Origin of the sequence: Mediterraneibacter torques, assembly GCF_044591705.1 — a bacterium.
Taxonomy (GTDB): Bacteria; Bacillota; Clostridia; order Lachnospirales; family Lachnospiraceae; genus Mediterraneibacter; species Mediterraneibacter torques.
Genome location: NZ_CP172594.1, coordinates 2,872,271 through 2,892,951, shown reverse-complemented (window position 1 = coordinate 2,892,951; position 20,681 = coordinate 2,872,271). Strand labels below are relative to the sequence as shown.

Genomic DNA, 20,681 nt, shown 5'->3' with positions numbered 1-20,681 from the left:
GATGCGCAGAAAAAAGACAGAGAAAAAACAATTTTATATTGGGGATATTTTTCGCGTGATAGGATTGATTATTGCATTCTCCGTACTGTTATATCCGACAGTCAGCAACTATCTTTATGAAAAGAACGGCTCAAAAGTGATTTCGGCTTATGATGAAAACGCAGTGCGGTTAAGCGAAAGTGACAAGCGTGAAATGCTCGAGGCAGCAAGACAGTATAACGAAGAGCTTTTGGGAAATATTGAGTTATTAGATCCTTTTTCATCTATAAAGAAAGAGGTAGACGAGAGATATCAAAGCCTGTTAAATGTAAACGGGTCGGGAATGATCGGATATATCCGTATTCCTAAGATTAATGCAGAACTTCCGATTTATCACGGAACAGAAGAAAAGGTGCTTCAGTCGGGGGTAGGCCATTTTGAGGGGACGTCTTTACCGATAGGCGGGGAAAGTACCCATGCAGTTTTAACCGGGCATCGGGGACTTCCTTCTAAGTTGTTGTTTACGGATCTGGATAATTTGGAAAAAGGAGATATCTTCTATATTAAAGTTCTCGGTGAAACATTTGCCTATCAAGTGGATCAGATACTTACTGTGCTGCCGGAAAATACAAAGGAGCTTACGATCGTACCGGGAAAAGATTATGTTACATTAGTTACTTGTACACCCTATGCGGTGAATACACACAGGCTTCTTGTAAGGGGGTATAGGATTCCTTATGAAGAGGCAGTGGAAAAAGTTCCGGATGAAAAAATCGCAATAGGATTACCGTTCCAGATGAAAGTTTTATTTATAGGACTTTTCATTTTGTTTCTTATTTTGTTCTTTTGCGGTGTTGCTGCGTATGTGAAAAAGAGAAAGAAAAAGAGAGAAAAAACACGGAGGGAAGATCATGTTTCAAATGAAAAATAGATGGAAAAATATTCTTGTAGGTTGTTTGACTGTATTCGGAATACTGATTCCAAGTTTATCCTGCAGGGCGGAAAATGTAGGCTCTATCCAGATTGAATATCATGGAAGGACACAGGAAAATGAAGAGGTTGTATTTGCGAATGCGGATTTTTCTGTTTTTTTTGTCGGAAAGATGGAGGATGGAAAGTGGACGCTTGCAGGAGATTTCGGTAATGCGGGAGTTTCTCTGGAAGGAATCGAATCTTCTGAAAAAAACGAACAGGCAAAGCAGTTATACAACTATGCGGTTCGGCAAAGTATACAGGGAAACGCTTTGAAAACGGACGAGAATGGAATCGCAATGATCGGCGGATTAGAACAGGGATTGTATTTGATTGCCCAGACAAAGGTGTGGACCGATGAGAAGCAGGGCAGTTATCAGGCATCGCCGTATCTGATCAGTATTCCGGAAGAAATAGACGGCAGCTATATATGGGATGTTGTAACGAAACCAAAAAGCGAGTGGATCACGGAAGCGCCGCAGCATCCTGAAATGCCGGATAAAAATACGGAAACGGAGAAGACGGAAGGAGCGAAAACAGGAGATACAAGCTCGGCGGCTTTGTCATTGCTTTTACTGATATTCAGTTCGGGAGCGTTTATAATTCTATGTAGAAAAAGAAGAATATACAGGAAGGACTGACATAATATCCGGCATTTGAATGTTAATTGTTTAATATAAGCTGACTGTGTTATAATAGGATATAAAAAAGGAAAGGCTGTTTCTTTTGAGAGGAGCAGAAAGGGTGAATAACATGGGAAGTAAATATGCAGGAACAGAGACGGAAAAAAACTTAAGAAACGCTTTCTCGGGAGAGTCGGAGGCGCGCAATAAATACACGTATTTTGCGTCTGTGGCGAAAAAAGAAGGGTATGAACAGATTGCCGCGTTGTTTCGGGATACGGCGGATAACGAGAAAGAACATGCAAAAATGTGGTTTAAAGAATTGAACGGGATCGGAGATACGGCAGATAACTTGAAAGCGGCGGCAGAAGGCGAGAACTATGAATGGACAGAAATGTATGCCGGTTTTGCGGAAACTGCCGAGAGAGAAGGATTTCCGGAACTTGCTCAAAAATTCCGTCTTGTGGCGGAGATCGAAAAGCACCACGAAGAGAGATACAGAGCGCTGCTGAAAAATGTAGAGACGGCATCAGTATTTGAAAAAAGTGAAGTGAAAGTGTGGGAATGCAGAAACTGCGGACATATTGTAGTAGGAACTGCGGCGCCGGAGATCTGTCCGACCTGTGCGCATCCGAGAAGTTATTTTGAAATACATGCAGAGAACTATTAAAATGCTGAAACCCATCCATGAAAATTGACATCCCTTCTGGAAGCGGATGAAAATACTTCGGAAAATCTAAAACTTGTAAAACAAAAAGAATATCGTTATAATAAATTATTAGAGAAAAATAATCTGAAGGGTTATATCGATGTGGAGGGTTATAATGAGGGAATATAGAAACCGTATATGTTCGGCAGTGCTGGCAGCAGTCTGTGTGATCGGCACAGCATTGATTCCGTCAAGAGCCGTACACGCAGAAGATGTAGTTGACCCGATCGCGGTGCAGAAACAGGCGGCATATGATGCCGTTCCTGAGACAAACGGTTTGGAAAACTGGCCGCAGGGACCGCATGTATATGCAAATTCGGCGATTGTTATGGAGATGAACAGCGGGGCGATTTTATACGGGAAAAAAATAAACGATAAGCATTATCCGGCAAGCATTACAAAACTGTTGACAGCGCTTGTGGCGTTGGAAAATGCGGATCCGGATGACGAAGTTTATTTTTCCGAAGACAGCGTTTCGTTTCTGGAATACGGAGATGCGAGTATCGGGATGAGACCGGGAGAAATACTCAGTATGAACGATGCGCTGTACGGTATGCTGCTTGCATCTGCCAATGAGGTGTCTTATGCAATCGCAGAAAGTGTCGGCAAAAAGATGGGCGGAGGTTTTGAGACGTTTATCCAGAAAATGAATGAACGTTGCGAGGAACTTGGATGTACGGGATCTCATTGGACGAATGCAAATGGTCTGCATGATGAAAACCATTATACGACGGCGCATGACATGGCGTTGATCGGATCGGCAGTCTATCAGTTTGACAAGTTTCGGGAAGTAACTCAGACTTTAAATTATACGATTCCGCCTACAAACCTTGTGAATGAATCCAGAACGTTCCAACAGAATCACAAGATGCTTTGGGTAGGGGCACATTATTCTTATGATTATTGTACGGGCGGCAAGACCGGATATACGGATCAGGCAAAAACGACTCTTGTGACTATGGCAGATAATGCAGATATGCAGCTTGTTGCGGTTGTCTTGGAAGATCAGGGAGATGTGTATGTAGATACAAGGGCGATGTTTGATTATGTATATGCGAATTTTTCCAAAGTGTTTTTGAATGAACACGACAAGCCCGATGGCGTCAGGAAGTTTAAAACGGAAGATGCATATGTTGTTCTGCCGAAAGGAATTGACGTTTCATCTCTGGAGCATGAGATTACGATTACTGACAGGCAAAATGCCGCCGGAAAGCTGACCTATTTATACAAAGGTCAAAATGTCGGAACTGTAGAAGTGAAACTGACGGCGGATTATATTAAGGAAGAAACAGGGTATAATATTGAGCCGGAAATGAAATCCGTCGGGAAGAAAAGTACGGATAAAGAAGAAAAAACAGAGATGCCTATATATGTAAAGCTGTTAATAGCGGTAGTTCTTTTGGTAATCATTTTGTTGGCAGTTCTTTTCAGTCTGCTGAAATATCGGCAAGTGAAACGAAGGAGAGCAAGACAGCTTGCAAGAAAACGCAAAAAGGCATTAGAGCGCCGGCGGTCAAATACAGAGCAGACGGGAGAAAATGCTTTCCGACGACAGAGCAGTGCCGGCAGGAGAAAAAATACCCAAATAAGAAACCGTCAGGTAGACGACAGAAGAAGCGGAAGTTATCGCAGGCGAGACAGAGAAGGGCGGTACAGATAAATAAATTTACAGTATTCGCTATGTCACGGCGGAATCATTACGCTTATGAAAAAGGTTATATTATAAAGAAAGAGGATGAATAAAATGAAAGTAGCAGTAACTTATGAAAACGGAGAGGTTTTTCAGCATTTCGGACATTCGGAAGCTTTTAAGCTTTATGAAGTTGAAGGCGGCGAAGTGAAATCATCGGAAGTTGTTCCCACGAACGGAAGCGGTCATGGAGCTTTGGCAGGATTTTTACGGGAAAGAGGCGTAGAGGTTCTTATCTGCGGAGGAATCGGCGCAGGAGCGCAGAACGCACTTGCAGAGGCTGGTATCAAACTGTATGGAGGAGTTTCAGGTTCTGCGGATAGTGCGGTTCAGGCGCTGATTGAAGGAAACCTTTCATATAATCCTGACGTAATGTGCGACCATCACGGAGAAGATCATCATGGCGATCATGAAAACTGTGGAGGACACGGAGAAGGTCACGATTCCTGCGGCGGACATTGCGGACATTAGATACATTAAGATCAATAAGGACATTACAAGAGGGAGTTTTTCACTGAGATATTAGAGGGAAGCTCCCTCTTGTTGTATAAAGAACAGAAGAAATATGTGATATAGTTACAAATTGAGAGGTAATATATTGTGCAATACATACAAAAATCGAGGTGAAAAATGAGTACAAATAAATAAAACAAACAAAAGATCAACATTAAAGATAAAAAGTGTAAATACTGAAAAAAGTGAAAGAGTTATGATATATAAGATAGGATGCTCTTTCTATGTCCTGAAGGAGCTAATATTAAAATTTAAAGAAAGGAAAAGAGGATAATGAAAAAGAAGTGGAACAAAGTAACTGCAGCTTTACTTATGCTCGTGATGGTAGTGACGACAGTGCTCGGCGCTGCTCCGGCATTATCTGTCAAGGCAGAGCCGGTCACGATGGGACATCTGAAATCCGGAAGCGGTAATGCAAACGGACATTTCGGAAGCGCTACACCTGAAGCATTTGTTTTGTCAGAAAAAGCTGATTATACAAATCAGGCATATAGTTTGAAACTTCGCATTAACAGCGACGTAGACAAAACAAGGCTTCGTATTGTCACAAAATATAAAGATGACAATAACTGGGCTTTTCTGATGTATGATGTCGGAAGCTGGAAGTGGCAGTACAAAAAGGACGGAAACGAGGCTTGGCAGAATGATACGCTTGCTCTTCCGAGACTTGAAAAAGGTCAGTTGGCAGAAATTAAGTTAAGCTATAAAGATAATGGCCTTGAAATTGACGTCAATGGAACAAAGGCAACTGTAACGGAGGCGAACTTTGTCGCTCTTAAAGACGTTCAGGGTAAAGTCGGAGTCGGAGGCGCGACATTCGGAGATGCATACACAGACGTTTATTTTAATGATGTTGTTGTAGGAGAGACAAAAGAGGATCTCAATACATGGAAATTGTATAAAGATAATCTTGCAGGTCAGGAATGGGATCCGGCGGCACAGTACGAAGAAACAGTTCCGGCAGGACGTAAATGGATCACGATCCGGACAGGCTCTCAGAACGGCGGAGGACATAGCTATGCGGGAGCAACAGGACCGGCGCTTCTGCTTGACAAAGATCGCACGATCAAGCCGGCAGACGTATTTAGTCTGTCATTTACACCGATCAACAGCGGAAACTTCGGTTTCTTCTATTCATATGTAAATGATAATGATTTCCTGTATATCGGATATGATTCATCTTCCAAGTGGTACTGGCAGAACGGCTCAGGCTCATACGGAAGTTTGAACGGAGATTTCGAGACTCCGGAAAACGGAAAAGAGATGACGTTCTCTGTTACGATGAGCAGGGAAGCTCTGACAGTTACAGTCAACGGAATCAGCGGAACAACGAACAATCAGAACGCAGGAAACTGGCTGGAAACAAACGCAGGAAAAGGTCATCCGGGCGTGATGGTGAAAACGGCAAACCAGTCTTTGAAATTTGCAGATGCGAAAGTAAATGAGACTGCATGTATGGAAGATACATGGGAATTTGCAAAAGACAGAGACGGACAGTCACAGTCTTCAGAATATATCAATCTCGCAACTGTTTCCGGAACTGTAACGGCAAAAGACGGAGGAGCGGCATTAAAAGGCGCAACGGTTCGTTTTGGTTCAAAATCAGCAAAAACAGATGATAACGGAGCTTATCAGATCGAAGATGTTGAAGTGGGAACTTATACAGCTGCGGCAAGTTGTCCGGGATACGAAGCAATAACACAAGAGGTTGAAGTTCAGGATGCGGCGGAAGGAGAAAATGTATTTAACTTTACACTTTCCGAGAAAACGCCGATCGACCTTAAGAATTATAAATCCATCGAGTCTGATTACATGAAAGTGTATGTAGGACCGAACTTCCCGGTTGTTGCAAGATATGAAGTAAAAGGAAAAGATGACGTTTACTTCCGTGGAAACGAATCAGATCTTGCAAAGGTGAATACAGTTGTGATCAACGGCAAGGAGATCACTCCTGAAGTGAAGGCTAAGATTGAAGGGGCGAAAGCTTCTTATGAAATGACCCTCAAATATGAAGGTGAAGATGAAGAAACAAAAATTAATATCAATATGAACATGACGGTCGAGATCAGTGTAAAAGACAATGATCTTACATGGGAGATCACAAAGATCGACCGCAAAGAAGGAACGGATAAGATTGCTTCTATCGACATTCCGCAGTTGAATCTTCTGTCTGTAGATCAGGTAGAAGAAAACGCTTCATTTGCAGGCGCTGTTAAGAGCACGGATACAAAGAAGAGCGGAGATAAGTTTATTACATTTGACGATGGATTCGTAGCGCAGAAATCTGTAGGATATGTATACGGATTCCTGACAAACAAGAATTTAAGCGCAGGTCTGTTCAGCAACTCAGAGGCAGAAGACGATCTGAGAGTCATCATGAACAGCGGAGCTGACACAATGAGCCTTACAAGCGCTCAGTGGTATTACGAGGCGGGAGATAAAGGCGGACAGGCACAGGCAGCTACATATGACTACCCGCTTAGTGAACTTCCATATGCAAAAGTTTGTATCGCAGAGGATATGAACGAAGACAAGACGATCGACTGGCAGGATGCCGCAGTTGCTTATCGTGACATCATCAATGTTCCGTATGGATCAGAGGATGTGAAAGACCTTGTAAACTACAGAATCGTTATGAACTTCGGAAGCGCTGTAACAAACCCGTATTCGGTGACAGCGGACAATATCAAGAAAGTTGCTTTGGCAACAGACGGACTTCCGCAGGCTGTTATGCTGAAAGGTTACGGAAATGAAGGTCACGACTCTGCGAACTCCGAGTATGCGGATATCTCCGAAAGAGAAGGCGGCGTGGATGATTTCAGAGATCTTCTTGACGTTGCGCATGAGTATGATACAGAAATCGGTATCCATGTCAATGCACAGGAAGCTTATCCGGAAGCGAGATCTTTCAACGATGATATGATCATGGGATCGCAGCAGGGCGGATGGGGATGGCTTGACCAGTCCCGCGTGATCAATAAGATCTGGGATTTAGGAACACAGGCAAGATATAAGAGATTTGCACAGTTATTTGACAGAATTAACAATACGAACCTTTTAAGTCTCGACTGGGATAAAGGCGAATATGTAAAAGATTCACAGGGAACACTTGCATCGGCGGATGAGATTGCGGCAGCAGTGAAAAAAGCAGGCGCCGACAATATGGACTTCATCTATCTTGACGTATGGTATCAGAATGCGTGGGAGACAAGAAGAATCGCAGAAGAGATTAACTCTCTCGGATGGAGATTCTCCACAGAGTTCCCGTACGAAGGCGAGTATGATTCCACGTGGTCACACTGGGCAACAGAAGGACCATACGGCGGATCAGCTACAAAAGGTTTGAACAGTGACATCATCCGTTTCCTCAGAAACGACATGAGAGACGTACAGGTTCTTAACTGGGTAGGACATGGCGGAGCGGCTGACAACCCGCTTCTCGGCGGATATAAACTGGAAGGATTTGAAGGATGGGGCGGAGATCAGGATTTCAATAATTATCTGTACCTGACATTTGCCGAAAACCTTCCGACAAAATTCCTTCAGCACTATCAGGTAATCGATTGGGAGAACTACGCAGAAGGCGAGTCACCGGTCGGAAACCAGGAAAAACAGATCACACTGAAAAATGGTGATGATAAAGTAGTTGTAACAAGAAATGAAGCACAAAGATCTGATGAGATCATCGAACGCGAGATCACATTGAATGATAAAACAGTTTTAAGTGCGACAAACGATCATTTCTATTATCTGCTTCCGTGGACAGATAGCGACACGAAAGAGACGAAACTGTATCACTACAATCTGGAAGGCGGAACATCTACATGGAATGTGCCGGACGGATTTACAGGAAATCTTACAATGTATGAGCTGTCAGATCAGGGACGTGGAGAAGCGATCGCGGTTCCGGTTTCAAACGGACAGATCACGCTTGAAGCAAAAGCAAAAACAGCTTACGTAATCGTGACTGACGGAAAAGAAATGCCGACAGCCGATACAGTTAACTTCGGTGAGACGACATCAGTGAAAGATCCGGGATTCAACTCTTATGCAGACGGCGACAAAGTGGATGCAGACGTTTGGAGCGGAGCAGACAACGATGCCGTAAAAGTTACAAAAGCATGGACAGGCGATCAGCGTCTGACAATCGAAAGCCCGGCAGAAGACGTTGCAGTCAGCACAAAACTGACAGGGCTCAAAGCAGGCAAAGATTATGTTGCAGAAGTTTATGTTGATAACAGAAGCGACAGTAAAGCGACGGTAGAAGTAAATGCAGGAACGATCAAAGAGTCTGCATATACGACGAAATCAATCGCTCAGAACTATGTGGCAAGTGATCAGAAACATGCAGGCGGCAATGAAGCTTCCTATATGCAGAGAGTTTACGTTCCGTTTACAGCGGAAAAAGAAACTGCAACATTGACGATCAGCCGTGCGGCAGGTGATGGAGCAACATACTTTGACGATATCAGAATTATCGACAAGAAGATTGAAAACTATAAAGAAGACGGTTCTTTCGAGCAGGATTTTGAATCCGTAACATCAGGATATTATCCGTTTGTTTTAGGACCGGCACAAAGAGGCGGCGACGGACAGCTTCATCTGTCTCAGGATAACGGAAAATATACATCTGTCGGCTGGGGCGGTTATGTGATCAATGATGTAATTGAGGGCGAATGGTCGCTGAAACAGCACTGCGACAGTGGAAGCGGTTCGGGAAGAACAGGTCTTTTGTATCATACGATTCCGCAGAACTTCCGATTTGAAGCAGGAAAGACATATAAAGTAGAATTCGATTATGAGGCAGGATCATCTGCATATGCGGTTGTGCTTGGAGATGGAGAGAGTTTTAACAACGCAACAGATAATGATTACCTTGCGGCAACGGCAGGAACAGGTAAAGCAAGTCATCATGAGTTTACGGTTACCGGAAGCGAGAGCGGACAGACATGGTTCGGTATTTATGCAAACGGTGCAAAACAGCCGGGAGGAGCTTACGGACAGCAAGACCTCATTCTTGATAACCTGAAGATCACTCCGGTGAAATCAGGCGAAGTTGATACAACAAAATTGGAAGCAGAATTAAACAATGCAGACAAAGTTGTATTAGACGCATTTGAAGATGGAAAAGAAAAAGCTGCATTTGAAGCTGCATACGCGGCTGCGCAGAAAGTTCTTGAAAATCCGACAGATCAGGCAGCAGTAGATAAAGCAGAGAAAGACTTAGAGGATGCAAGAAAAGCGCTTCTTGCAACTTCGCCGAAGCCGGAAGAAGATAAAGAAGCTCCGACAAAACCGTCTGATCTGAAAGAAACAGAGACAACCACGACAACTGTGAAAGTTGAGTGGAAAGCATCTACAGATAACGTAGAAGTAACAGGATATAACGTATATGCAGACGGAAAACTTGCTGAAACAGTAAAAGGTGATGTTCTTACAGCAGAGCTGAAAGATCTGAAAGCGGGTACAGAGTATACGATCGAAGTAGAAGCATTTGATGCAGCAGGAAATAAATCAGAGAAAGCATCTGTGAAAGCGACGACGAAAGAAGAGCAGAAACCAGATCCGAAGCCGGAAGAAGATAAAGAAGCTCCGACAAAACCATCTGATCTGAAAGTAACAGATAAAACTGATACAACAGTGAAGATTGAATGGAAAGCATCTAAAGACAACGTAGGAGTGACAGGATACGAAATCTTTGTAAACGGCAAGTCAATCGGAACAGTAAAAGACGATGTTCTTACAGCAGAGATCGCAAAACTTACTCCGAAGACAGAGTACACGATCGAAGTTGTAGCATATGATGCAGCAGGAAATAAATCAGCGGCAGCATCTGTGAAAGCGACGACGAAAGAAGGAAAGACACCGGAAACACCGACAACGCCGGAAGTGAAACCGGGAACTGTTCAGACAGGAGACGCAACACCATTTGCAGTACCATTTATGATGATGTTCATAGCAGTGGCAATGTTTGCGGGCGTTTCTGTAATCAGAGTAAAAAAAAGAAAATAAAATAGACACTTCAAAAAGTTGAAATGTCGAAAAAAAGGGGCTGTCGCACTAAGTAATTAGTGCGCGGCCTCTTTTCTATACAAAAAATTACAGCCAGGCTTTGAAAAGTCTGGCTGTTGGTGTAAAATATAAGTATGCAAACCCCTATATTATTACACAAGAATTATACTTTAAATGAGGAGGGATATCAACTAAAACTCCCTTTAAACTTAGAAACCTAAACTTAGAAACAATTATTCCGGTAGACGATTCTGTGCGGTTGCTGAGTCAGTTTGTGGAGGCTATGGAATTAAACTGTAAACGGGATATTAACTTTATGTATCTTTTAGAAGGTAAACCAGTTCCTGATTATGCCACTTTTGCTCGTTTTCGCAGTATTCATTTTGCACCGTGTGCGAAACGGATTCTCGCTGAAATGTCTAATCTTCTTTATGAGCTTGGAGAAATTTCCGGAGAATCGATTTTTATAGACGGCACAAAAATCGAAACCTGTGCGAATAAATACACATTTGTGTGGAAAAAAGCAGTAACAAAAAATCAGGAGAAGTTATTGATTAAAATCGCAGATCTTATTGCAGAATGCGAACAGCTTTACGGTATTCAGATTGTTTACGGTGATACTGTTAAAATGAAACATGTAAAACGGCTGCGAAAAAAGCTGTATGCATTAAAACAGGAAGAAAACATTGTATTTGTACATGGTATCGGGAAACGAAAAACTCGGCTGCAAAAGAATATCGAAACATTAGAAGACTATCTGGACCGTTTAAAAGGATATACAAAAAAACTGCATATTTGTGGAAAAAGGAACAGTTATTCTAAAACAGATCCAGATGCAACCTTTATGCGGATGAAAGAAGATGCAATGGGAAATGGACAGTTGAAACCAGTATTTAATTTACAGCATGGAGTTGACTCTGAATACATTGTATGGCTGACAGTCGGACCGCAGCCTACAGATACCCAGTTTTGGATTGTGTTAAAGTACGGCTTTTTTACGAAAAAAACTATCGTTTCAATAGACACAGCGCAATTATATAGAGAAAATCGAGAAAAAGGAAGCTGCCGCTTCACGATTTACTAATCGTTAAAGCGACAGCCCCTTTTTGCAGTTCCCGTGCTCCTATGTTTTTTAATGAGTGAAGGCTAAAATCCACTTTTTGTTTCAGTGTTTTTTCTAAATGGAGTGGATGAAAAATATTATTGTTTTTAGAGGATAGATATGCTATAGTAAGTCTACTCACAGAAATTCTTTCTGTGAAAGATACCGGCAGTTTCGCCGGTCTGAGGAATTCCCTCAAAATTACCCGATACAATACAACAACAGTTTTTGCGTGGATAGTCTTGTAGAACAGTTCTTTTTTTCGTATACTGATTTTTAAGAGAAGGTCTTAAAAAGGGAAAAGTTTTCTTTTTCAGAGGAAAAACTTTTGGCGAAAGTAAACCTAAAAGCAGCAAGCTTAAAAGCATTTTCCCGCCTGTACTACAGGGTTCGTTCATGCACATGAAAGGAGAGCCTATGGCAGGAAAAGAAAACAGAGAAATTAAAAACAGTGTCTTTGTAGATCTGTTCTATGAGGATGAATCAGCAGAAGCAAACGAGATCGCGCTTTTTAATGCAATCCATGATAAGCCGTTGCCGGAAGGAACGAAGATTCGGAGATTCCGTGTAGACAATACGATCTATATGAATTTTCAAAACGATATTTCTTTTGACGCAGGAGGAAAAGTGATCATATTCGGCGAGCATCAGTCTACGGTCAACGAAAACATGCCCCTTCGGAGTCTGCTGTACATCGGACGTGCTTATGAAAGGCTTGTACCGCCTAGAAGCCGTTATAAGAAGAAAATCGTTTTCCTTCCGACACCGGAATTTTACACATTCTATAACGGAAAAGAAAAGTGGGAAAAGGAAAAAGAACTGCGCCTGTCAGATGCCTATATCGTAAAAGACGGTGAGCCGAGTCTGGAATTAAAAGTAAAGGTCATCAATATCCGGCCGGAAGAACATCATGAAATTTTAGAAAAGTGTCAGGTACTGAAAGAATACAGCCAGTTCATGGAAATCGTGCAGAACTATCAGATCTCCGGGGAGGAAGAGCCTTATAAAAAAGCGATAAAAGAGTGCATTGAAAAAGGGATTCTTGCTGATTATTTAATGCGAAAAGGAAGCGAGGTTGTCAATATGTTATTAGACGAATACGACTATGAGACAGATATCGAAGTACAGAGAGAAGAGGCAAGAGAAGAAGGAAGAAAGCAGGGAAGAGAAGAAGGGCAGAAGAAGGGAAGAGAAGAAGGACGAATAGAAGAAAAAAGTGCTCTCATCCGGAAAAAACTTGAAAAAGGAAAAACAATTTCCGAAATTGCAGATGATCTTGAAGATACAGAAGAAAATATTGCTCATCTGATTGAACAGTTTCATCTCCATATAAATTAATCAAAGATAACTTCATAGAACAGAGGAGAGAGTTGATTTCTCCTCTGTCAGAAGTCGATTAAAATATAAATATATCATTGTTTCTCATTTACCGATATGCTATGATAATTCCACTCACAGAAATTCTTTCTGTGAAAAATACCGGCAGCTTCACCGGTCTGAGGAATTCCCTCAAAATTACCCGATACAATACAACAACAGTTTTTGCGTGGATAGTCTTGTAGAATAGTTCTTTTTTTCGTATACTGATTTTTAAGAGAAGGTCTTAAAAAAGAGAAAAAGTTTTCTTTTTCAGAGGAAAAACTTTTGGCGAAAGCAAGCTTAAAAGCATTTTCCCGTCTGTACTACAGGATTCGTTCATGCACATGAAAGGAGAGCCTATGGCAGGAAAAGAAAACAGAGAAATTAAAAACAGTGTCTTTGTAGATCTGTTCTATGAGGATGAATCAGCAGAAGCAAACGAGATCGCGCTTTTTAATGCAATCCATGATAAGCCGTTGCCGGAAGGAACGAAGATTCGGAGATTCCGTGTAGACAATACGATCTATATGAATTTTCAAAACGATATTTCTTTTGACGCAGGAGGAAAAGTGATCGTATTCGGCGAGCATCAGTCTACGGTCAACGAAAACATGCCCCTTCGGAGTCTGCTGTACATCGGACGTGCTTATGAAAGGCTTGTACCGCCTAGAAGCCGTTATAAGAAGAAAATCGTTTTCCTTCCGACACCGGAATTTTACACATTCTATAACGGAAAAGAAAAGTGGGAAAAGGAAAAAGAACTGCGCCTGTCAGATGCCTATATCGTAAAAGACGGTGAGCCGAGTCTGGAATTAAAAGTAAAGGTCATCAATATCCGGCCGGAAGAACATCATGAAATTTTAGAAAAGTGTCAGGTACTGAAAGAATACAGCCAGTTCATGGAAATCGTGCAGAACTATCAGATCTCCGGGGAGGAAGAGCCTTATAAAAAAGCGATAAAAGAGTGCATTGAAAAAGGGATTCTTGCTGATTATTTAATGCGAAAAGGAAGCGAGGTTGTCAATATGTTATTAGACGAATACGACTATGAGACAGATATCGAAGTACAGAGAGAAGAGGCAAGAGAAGAAGGACGAATAGAAGAAAAAAGTGCTCTCATCCGGAAAAAACTTGAAAAAGGAAAAACAATTTCCGAAATTGCAGATGATCTTGAAAATACAGAAGAAAATATTGCTCATCTGATTGAACAGTTTCATCTCCATATAAATTAATCAAAGATAACTTCATAGAACAGAGGAGAGAGTTGATTTCTCCTCTGTCAGAAGTCGATTAAAATATAAATATATCATTGTTTCTCATTTACCGATATGCTATGATAATTCCACTCACAGAAATTCTTTCTGTGAAAAATACCGGCAGCTTCACCGGTCTGAGGAATTCCCTCAAAATTACCCGATACAATACAACAACAGTTTTTGCATGGATAGTCTAGTAGAACAGTTCTTTTTTTCGTATACTGATTCTAAATAATTGTGGCTGAACTGTTACGATTATAATAAGTTTACGGAAAAACCACCTTGACTAATATTAATATTTTTTTTATAATATTTTATATGACATATTAAAAATATGATGAAAAAGGCGATGACGGAGACAGTAAGATCTGATCGAATGTTACAGCGAGTCGGGGATGGTGTAAGTCCGATACCGGTAGACAGATTCTGAATATCACTTCCGAGCCGCGGCATCTGAAATAAATACAGAGAAGTAAGAGCCGACGTAAGTCCGACGTTACAGGACACCATATGCGGATCCGAATCGTATGCATAAGCTACAGAAAAGAAGAGATATAGAAAGAGATGTACTATACTGTAAATAGATGTTTTCTGTCGCGTACAGTCAAGGCGTGAGATCCAAGTATGTTGTAACAGGTGGTTAAAAACGGAGAATAAGCTTTCGTCCTATTACAGGACGGAAGCTTTTTGTTATTAAGGAGGAAAGGAAGAAGATCATGTACAAAAAAGTTTCTACAGACATGAATTTTGTCGATCGAGAAAAACAAATCGAAAAGTTTTGGGACGACAATCACATTTTTGAGAAAAGTATGGAAGAGCGGGAAGGATGTCCGGATTATATTTTTTATGACGGCCCTCCGACAGCAAACGGAAAGCCGCACATTGGTCATGTGCTGACTCGTGTTATTAAAGATATGATTCCGCGTTATCGAACAATGAAAGGCAGTATGGTTCCCAGAAAAGCAGGTTGGGATACACACGGACTTCCGGTAGAACTGGAAGTGGAAAAGCTGCTCGGACTTGACGGGAAAGACCAGATTGAAGAGTATGGACTAGAACCTTTCATTGATAAGTGTAAGGAAAGTGTTTGGAAATATAAAGGAATGTGGGAAGATTTTTCAGGAACAGTAGGTTTCTGGGCAGATATGGACGATCCGTATGTCACATATCATAATTCCTTTATAGAGTCGGAATGGTGGGCGTTAAAGCAGATCTGGGATAAAGGGCTTCTTTACAAAGGATTTAAGATCGTTCCTTATTGCCCGCGCTGCGGAACGCCGCTTTCTGCACAGGAAGTTGCACAGGGATACAAAGATGTAAAAGAACGTTCTGCGATCGTCAGATTCAAAGTAAAAGAAGAAGATGCGTATATCCTTGCATGGACGACAACTCCCTGGACGCTGCCGTCGAACCTTGCGCTTTGTGTAAATCCGAAAGAAGATTATGCGAAAGTAAAGGCTGCGGACGGAAATATTTATTATATGGCGTGCGCGCTTCTTGATACGGTGCTTGGAAGACTTGCAGAAGAAGGAAAAGCAGCGTATGAGGTGCTTGAGACATATAAGGGAACTGATTTGGAAGGAAAAGAATACGAGCCGCTTTATCAGTGCGCGGCAGATTGTGCGCAGAAGCAGAACAAGAAAGCGTTTTACGTTGTATGTGACGAATATGTTACGTTGACAGACGGTACAGGCGTTGTTCATATTGCTCCGGCATTCGGTGAAGACGATGCGAACGTAGGAAGAAAATATGACCTTCCGTTTGTTCAGCTTGTAGATGAAAAAGGAAATATGGCAGAGGAGACGCCGTTTGCAGGATTGTTTGTAAAGAAAGCCGATCCGGAAGTGCTCAAAGATCTTGATGCCAGAGGTCTGCTCTATGATGCACCGAAATTTGAGCATAGTTATCCTCATTGCTGGAGATGCGACACACCGCTGATCTATTATGCACGTGAATCATGGTTCATCAAGATGACTGCCGTGAAAGAGGACCTCATCGCAAATAATAATACGATCAACTGGATTCCTGAAAGTATCGGAAAAGGACGTTTCGGCGACTGGCTTGAAAACGTGCAGGACTGGGGTATCAGCCGTAACCGTTACTGGGGAACGCCGCTTAATATTTGGGAATGCGAGTGCGGACATATGCATTCTGTCGGAAGCATTGAGGAATTAAAAGAAATGTCCGATAATTGCCCGGATGACATTGAACTTCATCGTCCGTACATTGATGCGGTGACGATCAAATGTCCGAAGTGTGGAAAAGAGATGCACCGTGTTCCGGAAGTAATCGACTGCTGGTTTGACAGCGGATCAATGCCGTTTGCACAGCATCATTATCCGTTTGAAAATAAAGAGCTGTTTGAAAGACAGTTCCCGGCGGACTTTATTTCGGAGGCGGTAGACCAGACGAGAGGATGGTTCTATTCCCTGCTTGCGATCTCAACGCTTCTGTTTAACAAAGCGCCGTATAAGAATGTAATCGTACTTGGTCATGTACAGGATGAGAACGGACAGAAAATGAGCAAATCAAAAGGAAATGCAGTCGATCCGTTTGATGCTCTTGAAAAATACGGTGCAGATGCGATCCGCTGGTATTTCTATGTGAACAGCGCTCCGTGGCTTCCGAACCGTTTCCACGGAAAAGCTGTAGTAGAAGGTCAGAGAAAGTTCATGGGAACACTGTGGAACACATATGCTTTCTTTGTTCTTTATGCAAATATCGATCAGTTTGACGCCACAAAATATGAATTAGAATATAATAAACTGTCCGTTATGGATAAGTGGCTTTTGTCAAAGATGAACACGATGGTAAAAACGGTAGATACAAACCTCGGAAATTATCGTATTCCGGAAGCGGCGCGCGCTCTTCAGGAATTTGTAGATGATATGAGTAACTGGTATGTGAGAAGAAGCCGTGAACGTTTCTGGGCGAAAGGAATGGAGCAGGATAAGATCAATGCATACATGACACTATATACAGCGCTTGTTACGGTATCAAAAGCGGCAGCTCCGATGATTCCGTTTATGACAGAAGAGATTTATCAGAATCTTGTACGCAGCGTTGACCAGAATGCGCCGGAGAGTATCCATCTGTGCATGTTCCCGGAAGTGAACGAGGATCAGATCGACACAGAGCTTGAGCAGAATATGGAGCATGTGCTGAAGCTTGTCGTTATGGGACGCGCCTGCAGAAATACATCGAACATCAAGAACCGTCAGCCGATCGGTCAGATGTTCGTAAAAGCAGCATTTGATCTGCCTGAATTTTATCAGGATATCGTAGCTGATGAGCTGAATGTAAAAAATGTAAAGTTTACAGATGATGTAAGAGACTTTACTTCTTATAGTTTTAAACCACAATTAAAGACAGTAGGTCCGAAATATGGTAAAATGTTAGGGGGAATTAAAGCGGCGCTTGATCATGCAGACGGAAATTCTGCTATGGATGAGATCAATGAAACAGGAGCGCTTAAGCTTGATGTAAGCGGCCAGGAGATCACACTTTTCAAAGAGGACCTTCTGATCGATACAGCGCAGATCGAAGGATATGTTTCTGAAAACGACAATGGAATCACGGTTGTTCTTGATACGAACCTGACACCGGAACTTCTTGAAGAAGGATTTGTCAGAGAAATTATCAGTAAAGTACAGACAATGAGAAAAGAAGCTGACTTTGAAGTTATGGACCGCATCAAAGTAACGTATAACGGAAGTGAGAAAGCGGAAAAGATCTTTGCAGAACACAGTGACGAGATCGGCGGGGAAGTGCTTGCAGATAAAGTTGTAAAGGCAGAGCCGGCAGGTTATGTGAAAGAGTGGAAGATCAACGGAGAAGCAGTTACAATGGGCGTTGAGAAACAATAATTTTAAGATATGCGGCACATCCGGGCGCATTCGTTCTTGTAAGATAAAGGATGCGATGCGCCGCGGCATATCAAAAGGAAGGGAATAAAGCAATGCATAATAAAGGATTTGAGAAAGAAACATTTAAGGAAACCGTAAGAGAAAATATTAAGACGCTGTACAGAAAAACGATTGACGAGGCAACTCCTCAGCAGATTTTTCAGGCAGTATCCTATGCAGTGAAAGACGTAATCATCGATGATTGGATCGCAACACAGAAAGCGTATGACGAGGCAGATGCAAAGACTGTGTATTACATGTCTATGGAGTTTTTGATGGGGCGTGCATTGGGAAATAACCTGATCAATCTGACAGCGTATAAAGAGGTAAAAGAGGCGCTGGAAGAAATGGAGATCGATCTGAATGTAATCGAGGATCAAGAGCCGGATGCAGCGCTTGGAAACGGAGGTCTCGGACGGTTGGCAGCCTGTTTCCTTGATTCACTTGCAACATTGAATTATCCGGCTTATGGATGCGGCATTCGTTATCGTTACGGCATGTTTAAACAGAAGATTAAAGACGGGTATCAGGTGGAAGTGCCGGATAACTGGCTCAAAGAAGGTAATCCGTTCGAGATCAGAAGAGAAGAATATGCAAAAGAAGTCCGCTTCGGAGGGAATATCCGGTTTGAAAATGACCCTGAGACGGGAAAAGCAAAATTTGTGCAGGAAAATTATGAGTCTGTTTTGGCGATTCCGTATGATATGCCTATCGTAGGATATGGAAATCATGTCGTAAACACACTGCGTGTGTGGGATGCAAAAGCGATCACAGATTTTAAGCTTGATGAATTTGACAGAGGAAATTACCATAAGGCGGTAGAGCAGGAAAATCTTGCGAAATTGATCGTTGACGTTCTTTATCCGAACGACAATCATTATTCGGGAAAAGAACTCCGTTTGAAACAGCAGTATTTCTTCATCTCCGCAAGTCTTCAGGCTCTGCTTGAGAAATATAAGAAAAAGCATTCTGATGTTCGTAAACTTCATGAGAAAGTAATCATTCAGATGAACGATACACATCCGACAGTTGCGGTTCCCGAACTGATGAGACTGCTGATCGATCAGGAAGGATTAAGCTGGGAAGAGGCGTGGGAAGTAACGAGCAAAACATGTGCTTATACGAATCATACAATTATGGCAGAAGCTCTTGAAAAATGGCCGATCGACCTGTTTTCAAGACTGCTCCCCCGTATTTATCAGATCGTGCAGGAAATTGACAGAAGATTCCTGATCAAAGTGAATGAGATGTATCCGGGAAATGAGCATAAAGTAAAGAAAATGGCAATCTTAAGAGACGGTCAGGTTCGCATGGCAAATATGGCTATTATCGCGGGATTTTCTGTAAACGGCGTTGCGAAGCTGCATACAGATATCTTGAAAACACAGCAGCTCCGTGATTTCTATGAGATGATGCCGGAAAAATTTAATAACAAGACAAACGGCATCACACAGAGAAGATTCCTCGCACACGGAAACCCGCTTCTGGCAGACTGGATTACAGATAAGATCGGAAATGGATGGATCACAGATCTGTCGCAGATTGAAAAGCTCAGACCGTTTGCGGACGACGAAAAGGCCAGACGTGAGTTTATGCAGATTAAATACGAGAACAAAGTACGTCTTGCAAAATATATTAAAGAGCATAATGGAATTGAAGTTGATCCGCGCTCGATCTTTGACGTTCAGGTAAAACGTCTCCATGAGTACAAACGTCAGCTTCTTAATATTCTGCATATTATGTATCTGTACAACCAGATCAAAGAACATCCTGAGATGTCGTTTTATCCGAGAACATTTATTTTCGGAGCGAAAGCGGCGGCGGGATATTTAAGAGCGAAAGAGACGATCAAACTGATCAATTCCGTAGCTGATGTTGTAAATAATGACAGAAGCATTAACGGAAAACTGAAAGTCGTATTTATTGAAGATTATCGTGTATCAAATGCGGAGATTATTTTTGCGGCAGCCGATGTGAGCGAGCAGATCTCCACGGCGTCAAAAGAGGCGTCGGGAACAGGTAATATGAAATTTATGCTCAACGGTGCGCCGACTCTCGGAACGATGGACGGAGCGAATGTGGAAATTGTGCAGGAAGTCGGAGCGGAGAATGCGTTTATCTTCGGCCTTAGTTCAGAAGAAGTAATTAATTATGAGAATAACGGAGGATATAATCCGACGGATATTTACTTTAACGATTGGGAATTAAAACGTGTGATCGATCAGCTTATGGACGGCACATATGCAAACGGCGATCACGAGATGTATAAAAATCTGTATAATTCTCTGTTGAATACGCAGTGTACAGACAGAGCGGATACTTACTTTATTCTGAAAGATTTCCGTTCCTATGCAGAGGCTCAGAAACGAGTGGAAGAAGCTTACAGAGATCAGCAGAGATGGTCAAGAATGGCAATGATGAATACGATATGCAGCGGGAAATTTTCCTCTGACAGAACAATCGAAGAATATGTAAGTGATATTTGGAAATTAGAAAAAGTAGATGTTGCTCCGCTTGAAGAGTAAAAACATCTGATTGATTTTTCGGAAAAGGGATAAGGA

General features: G+C 42.1%; 10 protein-coding genes and 1 pseudogene. All 11 read left to right on the top strand.

Annotated elements, in window-relative coordinates:
- Window position 1 precedes the first annotated feature (1 nt).
- The 11 genes and pseudogenes from ACH9UM_RS13350 (at window position 2) to ACH9UM_RS13300 (ending at window position 20,645) form a co-directional block, all read left to right on the top strand.
- Window positions 2–910, top strand: a complete 909-nt coding sequence (locus ACH9UM_RS13350) for a class C sortase (protein ID WP_009242995.1) — start codon at window positions 2–4, stop codon at window positions 908–910.
- Complete coding sequence (locus ACH9UM_RS13345; protein WP_227077111.1) at window positions 900–1,592, top strand: LPXTG cell wall anchor domain-containing protein; 693 nt, start codon at window positions 900–902, stop codon at window positions 1,590–1,592. Before ACH9UM_RS13350 ends, ACH9UM_RS13345 begins: the two co-directional genes overlap by 11 nt.
- Before the next feature lie 112 nt (window positions 1,593–1,704).
- Window positions 1,705–2,244, top strand: coding sequence for a rubrerythrin (gene rbr, locus ACH9UM_RS13340; RefSeq protein ID WP_004847609.1), 540 nt, complete (start codon window positions 1,705–1,707; stop codon window positions 2,242–2,244).
- 154 nt (window positions 2,245–2,398) lie between these two features.
- Window positions 2,399–3,943: a D-alanyl-D-alanine carboxypeptidase family protein gene (locus ACH9UM_RS13335; RefSeq protein ID WP_009242997.1), complete on the top strand. Its 1,545-nt coding sequence runs from the start codon at window positions 2,399–2,401 to the stop codon at window positions 3,941–3,943.
- Between the two features lie 84 nt (window positions 3,944–4,027).
- Window positions 4,028–4,444: a NifB/NifX family molybdenum-iron cluster-binding protein gene (locus tag ACH9UM_RS13330; RefSeq protein WP_009242998.1), complete on the top strand. Its 417-nt coding sequence runs from the start codon at window positions 4,028–4,030 to the stop codon at window positions 4,442–4,444.
- Window positions 4,445–4,759: 315 nt separating this feature from the next.
- A complete protein-coding gene (locus ACH9UM_RS13325) occupies window positions 4,760–10,498 on the top strand; it encodes an endo-alpha-N-acetylgalactosaminidase family protein (protein ID WP_400091565.1) in 5,739 nt (1,912 codons plus the stop codon).
- A 134-nt stretch (window positions 10,499–10,632) separates the two neighbouring features.
- Window positions 10,633–11,462 (top strand): annotated as a pseudogene (locus ACH9UM_RS13320) (transposase); the annotation flags it as partial.
- A 534-nt stretch (window positions 11,463–11,996) separates the two neighbouring features.
- The gene (locus ACH9UM_RS13315) at window positions 11,997–12,938 is read left to right on the top strand and encodes a hypothetical protein (protein WP_370741804.1); all 942 of its coding nucleotides are present in this window, start codon (window positions 11,997–11,999) and stop codon (window positions 12,936–12,938) included.
- 359 nt (window positions 12,939–13,297) lie between these two features.
- The gene (locus ACH9UM_RS13310; protein WP_004847260.1) at window positions 13,298–14,191 is read left to right on the top strand and encodes a hypothetical protein; all 894 of its coding nucleotides are present in this window, start codon (window positions 13,298–13,300) and stop codon (window positions 14,189–14,191) included.
- Between the two features lie 740 nt (window positions 14,192–14,931).
- Complete coding sequence (gene ileS / locus ACH9UM_RS13305) at window positions 14,932–18,081, top strand: isoleucine--tRNA ligase (RefSeq protein ID WP_004847257.1); 3,150 nt, start codon at window positions 14,932–14,934, stop codon at window positions 18,079–18,081.
- 92 nt (window positions 18,082–18,173) lie between these two features.
- The gene (locus ACH9UM_RS13300; RefSeq protein WP_009243002.1) at window positions 18,174–20,645 is read left to right on the top strand and encodes a glycogen/starch/alpha-glucan phosphorylase; all 2,472 of its coding nucleotides are present in this window, start codon (window positions 18,174–18,176) and stop codon (window positions 20,643–20,645) included.
- Window positions 20,646–20,681: the final 36 nt, after the last annotated feature.

What these genes read in the sequence shown, in the direction of transcription:
- ACH9UM_RS13350 (WP_009242995.1), top strand. Translation starts at nt 2, where the DNA reads ATGCGCAGAAAAAAGACAGAGAAAAAACAATTTTATATTGGGGATATT.
- ACH9UM_RS13345 (WP_227077111.1), top strand. Translation starts at nt 900, where the DNA reads ATGAAAAATAGATGGAAAAATATTCTTGTAGGTTGTTTGACTGTATTC.
- rbr (WP_004847609.1), top strand. Translation starts at nt 1,705, where the DNA reads ATGGGAAGTAAATATGCAGGAACAGAGACGGAAAAAAACTTAAGAAAC.
- ACH9UM_RS13335 (WP_009242997.1), top strand. Translation starts at nt 2,399, where the DNA reads ATGAGGGAATATAGAAACCGTATATGTTCGGCAGTGCTGGCAGCAGTC.
- ACH9UM_RS13330 (WP_009242998.1), top strand. Translation starts at nt 4,028, where the DNA reads ATGAAAGTAGCAGTAACTTATGAAAACGGAGAGGTTTTTCAGCATTTC.
- ACH9UM_RS13325 (WP_400091565.1), top strand. Translation starts at nt 4,760, where the DNA reads ATGAAAAAGAAGTGGAACAAAGTAACTGCAGCTTTACTTATGCTCGTG.
- ACH9UM_RS13315 (WP_370741804.1), top strand. Translation starts at nt 11,997, where the DNA reads ATGCACATGAAAGGAGAGCCTATGGCAGGAAAAGAAAACAGAGAAATT.
- ACH9UM_RS13310 (WP_004847260.1), top strand. Translation starts at nt 13,298, where the DNA reads ATGCACATGAAAGGAGAGCCTATGGCAGGAAAAGAAAACAGAGAAATT.
- ileS (WP_004847257.1), top strand. Translation starts at nt 14,932, where the DNA reads ATGTACAAAAAAGTTTCTACAGACATGAATTTTGTCGATCGAGAAAAA.
- ACH9UM_RS13300 (WP_009243002.1), top strand. Translation starts at nt 18,174, where the DNA reads ATGCATAATAAAGGATTTGAGAAAGAAACATTTAAGGAAACCGTAAGA.